Here is an 8,349-nt window from a genome sequence, read left to right as displayed (position 1 = left end):
CTCTCCGCACTCAAAGAGGGCGCGCTATTCGCGCAAGCCCAGATAGCCCACTTCGAAAGCCACCCGCCCGGTGGCAATTATCTGCCGCAAATCGGCATAGACCTGGTGGATGTGTTCCGGCTCCAAGTCCCGTCCCCCTAAGCCGTAGATGTAATCGATCGCCTTGACGTCGCGATGGCCGTTGTTGCTAAACAACGCGGCGCGCACGTCCCCGTACAATGGCCCGCCCTTAGCGCCAAACGATACCGCGCGGTCCAACACTGCGACAGCTTTCACGCGGCTCAGGGCCGCCACAAGACGCTCGTACGGGAAGGGCCTATAGCAGCGTACCTTGACCAGCCCCACAGCCTCTCCTTGCGCGCGAAGCTCGTCCACTACCACCTTGGCGGTGCCGCAGGTGGAGCCCATGGCCACCACGGCACGCTCGGCATCCTCCATGCGGTACTCCTCAATGAGGCCACATGCCCTGCCCGACAGGCGCTGGTAATGTGCCGATACCTCCTCGATCACTCCTAGGGCCTGCTGCTGCGCTTCAATCTCCTGCCGCTTGTGCTCGAAATAGTAGTCCTGCAAGTCCAAGGGGCCTATCGTGAAAGGATGGTCCACGTCCAGAAGGTAACGCTCCGGCCGGTAAGTGCCAACAAACTCTCTCACCTGCTGGTCGTCGAGGATTTCCAACCGTTCCACGGTGTGGCTGATGATGAAGCCGTCCAAAGTGACCATCACTGGCAGCAACACGCGCCGGTCCTCGGCGATCTTGACGGCCATGAGGGTGTTGTCGTACGCCTCCTGCCCGTTTTCGGAAAAGAGCTGAATCCATCCCGAATCGCGGCAGCCCATGGTGTCAGAGTGGTCGCAGTGAATGTTGATGTTGCCGCTCAGCGCCCGATTTACCACCGCCATCACGATGGGCAGACGCAGAGAGGCGGCGATGTAGACCACCTCCCACATCAGTGCCAACCCCTGCGAGCTGGTGGCAGTCATCGCCCTGGCTCCTGCTGCAGAGGCACCCACCGTGGCGCTCATGGCGCTGTGCTCAGACTCGACCAACACCAACTCTGTGTCCACCAGTCCATCGGCATGAAACTCCGCGAAGCGGTGCATCAACTCGGTTTGAGGCGTAATCGGATAGGCAGCCACCACATCCGGGTTTATTTGCCGCATTGCCTCGGCAACCGCCTCATTTCCCGTAAGGGCAATGACTTGCGCCATTCCTCCTCCGCGCCACTAAAATTCCGGCACCATTTCGATTGCGTGGGCCTTCTCAGGGCACTCCTTCGCACAGATGCCGCATCCCTTACAGTAGTCATAATCAAAGCCCTGCATCTTGCCATCCACCACTTTTACTGCGGGCTCCGGGCAATAGAGCCAACAGAACAAGCATTGAATGCAGCGTTCCTCAATCCACACTGGCTTAAAGGCACGCCACGAACCTGTCTTGTACTCTGCGGCATTGCCTGCTTCCAAGATGACCCCGCCGGTGGGAAGCTCTCTCCAGCTCTTCAGGCTCATCCGATCTTCACCTCCTGGTAGGCGCGCCTGATGGCTTTGACGTTAGCATCGCTTATTTCGCGGCTGAACTTGCGGGCAAATTTGTGTTGAATATCTGCCACCACGGTCTCCAGCTCCAACATGCCGGTAGCACGCAAGAAGGCACCCAGCATCACCGTATTGGGAATGGGCCGCCCGATTGTCTCCTGAGCGATCTGCGAGGCATTGAGGGTGATGATCTTGCCGCCCTTCAGGTTCAGGCGCTTACGGATATCCTCCGGGGCCTTCGGTGTATTGATGATGAGCGTACCATCCTCTGGCATCCCCTCGACTACATCGACGGTGTCAAGAAGGGTCTGGTCCAGCACCATGACCACCGAGGGGTGACGGACGGGGCTGTGCAGTACAATGGGAGCATCAGATATGCGCGTGTAGGCCCGCACTGGGGCGCCCGTGCGCTCCGGCCCGTATTCGGGGAAGGCCTGGGCATGGCGCCCTTCTTCAATCGCTGCCTCTGCCAACATCTGCGCGGCGGTCTTCGCCCCTTGACCACCGCGTCCATGCCATCGCACTTCGATCATCCGTGCCACCGCTCGCTCCTCCTCTATATGCTTCCCCAGGACTCACAGAAGCGTCCTTCCCTCCAATGCGCGTGTGAGGGTGATCTCGTCGGCGTATTCAATGTCCACGCCCATGGGGATTCCTCGGGCAATCCGGGTCACCTTGATGCCCAGTGGTTGGATCAGCTTTAGCAGGTACAGAGCCGTCGCCTCCCCTTCGGCGCTGGGATTGGTGGCCAGAATCACCTCTTCCACTGGTGGGCGCAGTCGTTGAAGAAGCTCCTTCACCTTCAACTGCTCCGGCCCGATGCCATCTAACGGCGACAAGGCACCTCCTAACACGTGGTACAGGCCGTGATACTCGTGCGTGCGCTCCAAGGCCAGCACGTCATTGGCCTCCTCAACCACGCAGATGACCTTCTGGTCCCGCTTGGGGTCGGTGCAGATGGCGCATGGATCCTGCTCGGTGATGCTGCAACAGATGGAACAACGCGTCACCCGCTCTTTGATTCTTACCAAGGAGTCGGCAAGGAGCCTTACCTCCTCGGCCGGAAGCTTGAGAAGGTAGAATACGATGCGCTGTGCCGACTTGCGGCCGATGCCGGGTAGTTGGGAGAGCTGGGTGATAGCCTTTTCCACCGCCTCAGAGGGATAGAGCACAGCGCCCACTCCAGGTGAGGTGACTACATCAAGCGCGGCAACAGATCGCCCCCCACGCCGCCCGTGATTTTACCCATTTCCTCGGCGGCCTTTTCGCGGACCTTTTGTACCGCCTGGTTGACCGCCGCCACGATCAGGTCTTCCAACATCTCCACGTCCTCGGCGTTCACCACTTCGGGGTCGATCTTGACCTCTACGACTTCATAGGTCCCGGTGACAACAGCCCTCACCATGCCGCCGCCGGCGGTCCCTTCGACCCGCAGCGCAGCCAGCGCCTCCTGCGCCTTTTGCACCTGCTCTTGCATCTTTTGCGCCTGTTTCAATAGGCTGCCAAGGCCGATCTTCTGCATGGACAACCTCCTAGGTCCTACTCCACCGGCTCGGCGCCCAGTCTCTCGGCGAGGGCTTTGAGGGCGGGATTGGACTGAAGCATCTGCTGGAACTGCTCGCGGGGAGTGTTCTGAGGCGCTTCACCGAGCAGGCCCTGTTCGTCCTGGACGCACTTGATGCGGAGACTCTGCCCGACCAGCCGCGCCACGACCTCCTCGATGCAGCTCCGTCCTCGCTCCACGCTCCGCATGTGGAAGCCGTTGCCTTTCCGGAACATGACCTCCAGCACGTTTCCCTCGACCTTGCTGGGCACGCCTTCCTGCAAGGTCACCGCCAGCGCCACGCGTGTCCGCCGCACTTCCTCAACTACGCGCGGCCACATACTCTTGATGTGCTCGATGGCGACAGGGGAAGGTGCGGGAGGAGGCTGAGGGCGGTCCGCGACCCTGGGCTGTGCCTGAGGAGCAGGCGAGGTCGGGGCGCTCACTTTTGCGCGCGCAGGCTCAGGTGCAGGCTTTTTTTTTGACTCGCCGAGCCGACTGAGAAGCTCGCCCAGGTCCACGGCCCGATCCATGTTCACCATGCGCAGGAGCGCCAACTCAAACTGCACACGCGGGTCTTCCACCTTGGTTAGACTCTGCGCCGTGTCGCTGGCAATCTTGATGAGGCGCATCAGATCCTCGGAGGCAAACTCCTCCGCCTCTGCCCTATAGCGAGCTGCGAAGTGGTCCGCCACGTCCAGCGTGTCGGTGCTCTGCAGGGACTTGGCGATGAGGATGTTGCGCAAGTGTGCGGCCAACCCCACCATGAACTCTACAAAGTCGAGGCCTTCGGCAAAAACCTTGTCGGCCAGCGCCAGCGCGGCCTTGCTGTCACGGTTCTTGATGATCGAAGAGCAGGTAAAGAAGAGCTCCTGATCGATTATGCCCAACAGATCGCTCACCTGCTCGATGCTGATAGTCTCGCCCGTATAGGCGACCATCTGATCCAGGATGCTTTCGGCATCGCGCATGCTGCCATCTGCCCTCTGCACGATCAGCAGCAGCGCCTCATCGGAGATTGTTATTCCTTCGGCCTGACAGATGTTCTTGAGCTGTGCGACGATGTCGCGCGCAGCGATGCGGCGAAAATCGAAACGCTGGCAGCGGGAAAGAATGGTGGGCGGCACGCGCCGCGGCTCAGTAGTAGCAAAGATAAATAGCACGTGCTTAGGCGGCTCTTCCAGCGTCTTGAGCAACGCGTTGAAAGCCTCCGGGGTAAGCATGTGCACTTCGTCGATTATGTAAATCTTGTGCTTGCCTGGGGAAGGGGCGTAACGGAGGGTCTCGCGTAGGTTCCGCACCTCGTCGATCCCGCGGTTGGAGGCACCGTCGATCTCCAACACGTCCAGGCTCCGGCTCTCGGTGATCTCCCGGCACGAGGAGCATTCGTTGCACGGGTTCGCTGAGGGGCCTTTGTCGCAGTTGAGCGCCTTGGCCAGGATGCGGGCCACCGAGGTCTTTCCGACGCCGCGCGGTCCGGCGAACAAATAGGCGTTGGCCAAACGACCCAAACTGATGGCATTGCGCAGGGTGGCCGTGACGTGCTGCTGACCCACCACGTCTTCGAAGCGCATGGGCCGGTATTTTCTGGCCAACACTAGGTAGGACATTCACCTCTCCGCACAGGGACCGTTCCTCAGGCGAGCACACGCGTGTTCTGCGTAACGGCTGTGCACCCACCCTCGATCTCTCCTCACCTGCGCCTTCCCGGCAGCCAGCTCCAGCCAAGCGCCCCTGCGGCACATAGACGACGTGCGTACCGCTGCTACCTTCCGGTCCTGACGGGGTTAAGCACTGACCTATTGCGCAGGACTTGGACTATCAACACCGCTTGCTGGAAAAGCAGACAGGTGCGAGCGGACCTCATGGTGGGACTTCGACCCTGCTATAGCGGATTGCAGGTTACAGGGCACCGCTAACTCCCCGTCTAGCACAGCCTTGTGGAGCCGATGGGATTCGAACCCACGACCTGTACGTTGCGAACGTACCGCTCTCCCAGCTGAGCTACGGCCCCACGTCGATTCTACACCTGTATGTTCACTCTACTCGGTTATTGCCTTCGCCACTAGGTGTCGGCGGAGAGGGCGGGATTCGAACCCGCGGTACTTTCGTACACACGCTTTCCAAGCGTGCTCCTTCAACCACTCGGACACCTCTCCATCACTTCACTGTGGCGGCAGTCGCCGGTGCAAAGACTGCGGAGAGGGTGGGATTCGAACCCACGGTCCCCGTAGGGGGACAACGGTTTTCGAGACCGTCCGATTCAACCGCTCTCGCACCTCTCCGGAGCAGGGTGCTGCGGGTCAGTTCTTAGACTCCGCAGGGGCTCTCTTGCGCATGCTGGCAAAAAAGTCGCGCAAAAGAGCGCTGCTACGCTCTGCCAGCACACCACCTACCACATTGAGGCCTGTGTTGAGCTCTTTGCAGGCGGCCAGATCCAGAACCGAACCACAGGCCCCGTAGCGCGGGTCAGTGGCGCCATACACCAGACTCGAAATGCGCGCCAGCAACAGCGCCCCCATGCACATCGGACATGGTTCCAGGGTCACATAGAGCACCGCATCATTGAGGCGCCATGAGGCAAGGGCATTGGCCGCAGCGGTGAGCGCAAGCATCTCTGCATGAGCCGTGGGGTCCTGGAGTGTCTCCACCAGGTTATGCCCCCGTCCTATTACCCTCCCCTCATAGACGACCACGGCGCCCACTGGGACTTCGCCTTTGGCCAAAGCCTTCTCCGCCTCGCGAAAGGCTTGTTCCATCCAGTTCTCGTGGTCGCCGTGACTGCTCATCTCAAGCGCTGCTCCACCCAACCACAGTACGCCCGGAGGGACTCGAACCCCCAACCTCTTGGTCCGTAGCCAAGCGCTCTATCCAGTTGAGCTACGGGCGCAACTTCGACGACTCGATCTTTGCTGCAAATCCCCACGCCACGCGAGCCCCTTGCTGAGGACACCGCAAGGAGGGCACGGTTGTGAGGAGCTCCTCAGTAGCGCGTACGGGAGTCGAACCCGTGTTACCGGCGTGAGAGGCCGGCGTCCTAGGCCACTAGACGAACGCGCCGTCCACCGTGGATCCAAAAGTACAAGCAACAGTCCGGTTTTCGCTCCCCCTTCTTGTTCTTCAGCACGGAAAAAGGTGCGACCGCACGCCGCACCCGCCACCAACCTCCGCTCTCGCGCGCCCGGAGGGACTCGAACCCCCAACCTTCTGATCCGAAGTCAGAAGCTCTATCCAGTTGAGCTACGGGCGCCCGGTGACCGATCCCCACGCAGGCATCCCTCACGCTATGCCACGGGCACCCTGGCCTTGGCTCATTGCTGGGGAGCAGGGATTCGAACCCCGATACCATGATCCAGAGTCATGTGTCCTACCGTTGGACGACTCCCCAGTATCCGTCTAACCGAGCTTGGCGATGGCCTGCCGCATGCGGCGGAGGACGACCTCCTTGCCCAAAACTTCAAGCATATCAAAGAGCCCGGGACCCACGCTCACCCCGGATACCGCCAGACGCGTGGGGTGGATCAGCCTATCCGCTCCTATTCCCAGCCTTTCAGCGGTACTTCGCACCACCTGCTCGATACGACCTTTGTCAAACTCCTCAAGAGCACTTAGCGCCTCTACAAACGCAGCCATCAGCTGTCCGGTTCCAGGGCTCCAGTACTTTCTCACGGCCTTTTCGTCATATGTGTCCGGGTCCCGGAAGAAGTACCACCCGCGCTCCACAAAGTCGGGAATAATACGCACTCGTTCCTTAAGCAGCCCAACCACGCGCTGCAGATACGGCTCCTCAACTGCGGTAACACCTCGCGCTTCCAGGAGGGGTCGTACCAGAGCCGCCAGCTCCGCATTGGTCCGTCGCTTGATGTGTTCTGCGTTAATCCACTGCAACTTGGTCAGGTCAAAGATGGCCCGCGCCTTGTTCACCCGCTCCAGGCTGAACTCCTCGATCAGCTCCTCCATGGTGAAGATCTGGCGCTCATCGCCCTCGCCAGGATTCCATCCCAGCAAAGCGAGATAGTTGATAAGGGCCTCGCGGAGATAGCCGCCGTGGCGGTACGTGGCCACATCTGGATCAAAGCGCCGCCCCTCCTGGCCTGGCTTAGCCGCATCGCGTTTGCTCATCTTGGAGCCGTCGGGATTGAAAATGAGGGGCAGGTGTGCAAGGACTGGCATCTCCCAGCCAAAGGCCTCGTAAAGCAACACGTGCTTAGGAACGCTGGAGAGCCACTCCTCGCCGCGAATCACGTGGCTGATGCGCATCAGATGATCATCAACCACATTGGCCAGGTGGTAGGTGGGGTAGCCATCGGACTTGAGCAATACCTGATCGTCCACCTCGGTGCTGCGGATCTCCACCCGCCCTCGCACCACATCATCGAAGGCGATGACGCGATCCTCAGGCACCAGCAGCCTGATCACGTATGGCTCGCCTGCCTTTAGCCGGCTCCGCACCTCCGCTTCCGGGAGGGTGAGGCTATTGGTCATGTGCTCCCGGTCGTACCGTTGGTCAGAACGGCCCTGGGCGCGTAACATCTGCCGCATCCGCTCCAGACTTGCCTGGTCGTCAAATGCGTAGTACGCATGGCCCCCTTCCACCAGTTGCTGAGCGTAGTGACGATAGATCTCCAGCCGCTGGCTCTGCACGTACGGTCCGTAGGGCCCTCCCACATCCGGCCCTTCGTCGAATTCCAGCCCTGCCCACCGCAGCATTTCGATGAGATTCTCTGTGGCTCCTTCCACGTAGCGCGTGCGATCGGTGTCTTCGATGCGCAGCACGAACACACCATTGTGACGCCGCGCAAAGAGGTAGTTAAACAAGGCCGTACGCAACCCTCCAACGTGGAGGAATCCTGTGGGACTGGGCGCAAAGCGTACTCGTATCTGTTCGGTTGTCAAAGAGCGCACTCTAATTGCTTGGGGTTTAACTCTGTTCAGTTATGTTCCTTGCCCGTGATTGTCGCGGAGAGGGAGGGATTCGAACCCTCGGTAGAGTTATACACCCTACAACGGCTTAGCAGGCCGCCCCGTTCAGCCATCTCCGGCACCTCTCCCGCTGCTCATGACTCGTACTGCGGAGGGCGAGGGAGTCGAACCCCCAAGTCCCGTTCTACGGGACGGCGGTTTTCAAGACCGCTGCCTTACCAATTAGGTCTAGCCCTCCATCTTCCACAAAAGCAAGGCGGAGATGGAGTCCTCCACCGCAATTGCTTGCGCGCTAAAGCGACGCCATAATATATGAAAACCGAGCATACTAAGCAACCGATTTT

Annotated in this window: 8 protein-coding genes, 9 tRNA genes and 1 other RNA gene; all 18 read right to left on the bottom strand. The window is 60.2% G+C overall.

The window, feature by feature from the left end; translation table 11 throughout:
* Nucleotides 1–24: 24 nt before the first annotated feature.
* Complete coding sequence (gene porA / locus ONB25_05705; protein ID MDZ7392379.1) at nucleotides 25–1,212, bottom strand: pyruvate ferredoxin oxidoreductase; 1,188 nt, start codon at nucleotides 1,210–1,212, stop codon at nucleotides 25–27.
* 15 nt (nucleotides 1,213–1,227) lie between these two features.
* Nucleotides 1,228–1,512 (bottom strand): pyruvate synthase subunit PorD, encoded by a 285-nt coding sequence (gene porD / locus ONB25_05700; GenBank protein ID MDZ7392378.1) that lies wholly within the window; start codon nucleotides 1,510–1,512, stop codon nucleotides 1,228–1,230.
* Entirely contained in the window at nucleotides 1,509–2,081 is a 573-nt protein-coding gene (locus ONB25_05695; GenBank protein ID MDZ7392377.1) for a 2-oxoacid:acceptor oxidoreductase family protein, read from the bottom strand. The genes porD and ONB25_05695 overlap by 4 nt, the downstream gene beginning before the upstream one ends.
* A 33-nt stretch (nucleotides 2,082–2,114) precedes the next feature.
* Nucleotides 2,115–2,711: a recombination mediator RecR gene (gene recR / locus ONB25_05690; protein ID MDZ7392376.1), complete on the bottom strand. Its 597-nt coding sequence runs from the start codon at nucleotides 2,709–2,711 to the stop codon at nucleotides 2,115–2,117.
* 23 nt (nucleotides 2,712–2,734) lie between these two features.
* Nucleotides 2,735–3,061: a YbaB/EbfC family nucleoid-associated protein gene (locus tag ONB25_05685; GenBank protein ID MDZ7392375.1), complete on the bottom strand. Its 327-nt coding sequence runs from the start codon at nucleotides 3,059–3,061 to the stop codon at nucleotides 2,735–2,737.
* Between the two features lie 17 nt (nucleotides 3,062–3,078).
* Complete coding sequence (dnaX, locus tag ONB25_05680) at nucleotides 3,079–4,692, bottom strand: DNA polymerase III subunit gamma/tau (protein MDZ7392374.1); 1,614 nt, start codon at nucleotides 4,690–4,692, stop codon at nucleotides 3,079–3,081.
* A 58-nt stretch (nucleotides 4,693–4,750) separates the two neighbouring features.
* Nucleotides 4,751–5,018, bottom strand: an RNA gene (ffs, locus tag ONB25_05675) — signal recognition particle sRNA large type.
* 5 nt (nucleotides 5,019–5,023) lie between these two features.
* Nucleotides 5,024–5,096: transfer RNA gene (locus tag ONB25_05670), tRNA-Ala, on the bottom strand.
* Nucleotides 5,097–5,158: 62 nt separating this feature from the next.
* Nucleotides 5,159–5,241 (bottom strand) — tRNA-Ser (locus tag ONB25_05665).
* 39 nt (nucleotides 5,242–5,280) lie between these two features.
* Nucleotides 5,281–5,367, bottom strand: a tRNA-Ser gene (locus ONB25_05660).
* 18 nt (nucleotides 5,368–5,385) lie between these two features.
* Nucleotides 5,386–5,871: a tRNA adenosine(34) deaminase TadA gene (gene tadA, locus ONB25_05655; protein MDZ7392373.1), complete on the bottom strand. Its 486-nt coding sequence runs from the start codon at nucleotides 5,869–5,871 to the stop codon at nucleotides 5,386–5,388.
* Nucleotides 5,872–5,898: 27 nt separating this feature from the next.
* A tRNA-Arg gene (locus tag ONB25_05650) sits at nucleotides 5,899–5,972 on the bottom strand.
* Nucleotides 5,973–6,069: 97 nt separating this feature from the next.
* Nucleotides 6,070–6,142 (bottom strand) — tRNA-Glu (locus tag ONB25_05645).
* 116 nt (nucleotides 6,143–6,258) lie between these two features.
* Nucleotides 6,259–6,332, bottom strand: a tRNA-Arg gene (locus ONB25_05640).
* Between the two features lie 67 nt (nucleotides 6,333–6,399).
* Nucleotides 6,400–6,470: transfer RNA gene (locus ONB25_05635), tRNA-Gln, on the bottom strand.
* 8 nt (nucleotides 6,471–6,478) lie between these two features.
* A complete protein-coding gene (gltX, locus tag ONB25_05630; GenBank protein MDZ7392372.1) occupies nucleotides 6,479–7,978 on the bottom strand; it encodes a glutamate--tRNA ligase in 1,500 nt (499 codons plus the stop codon).
* A 64-nt stretch (nucleotides 7,979–8,042) separates the two neighbouring features.
* A tRNA-Ser gene (locus tag ONB25_05625) sits at nucleotides 8,043–8,133 on the bottom strand.
* A gap of 21 nt (nucleotides 8,134–8,154) precedes the next feature.
* Nucleotides 8,155–8,243 (bottom strand) — tRNA-Ser (locus ONB25_05620).
* Nucleotides 8,244–8,349: the final 106 nt, after the last annotated feature.

This window comes from candidate division KSB1 bacterium (genome assembly GCA_034506335.1).
Lineage (GTDB): Bacteria > Zhuqueibacterota > Zhuqueibacteria > JANLFK01 > Oleimicrobiaceae > Oleimicrobium.
The sequence above is the reverse complement of the archived record's forward strand: the minus strand, read 5'-3'. Positions and strand labels throughout refer to the sequence as shown.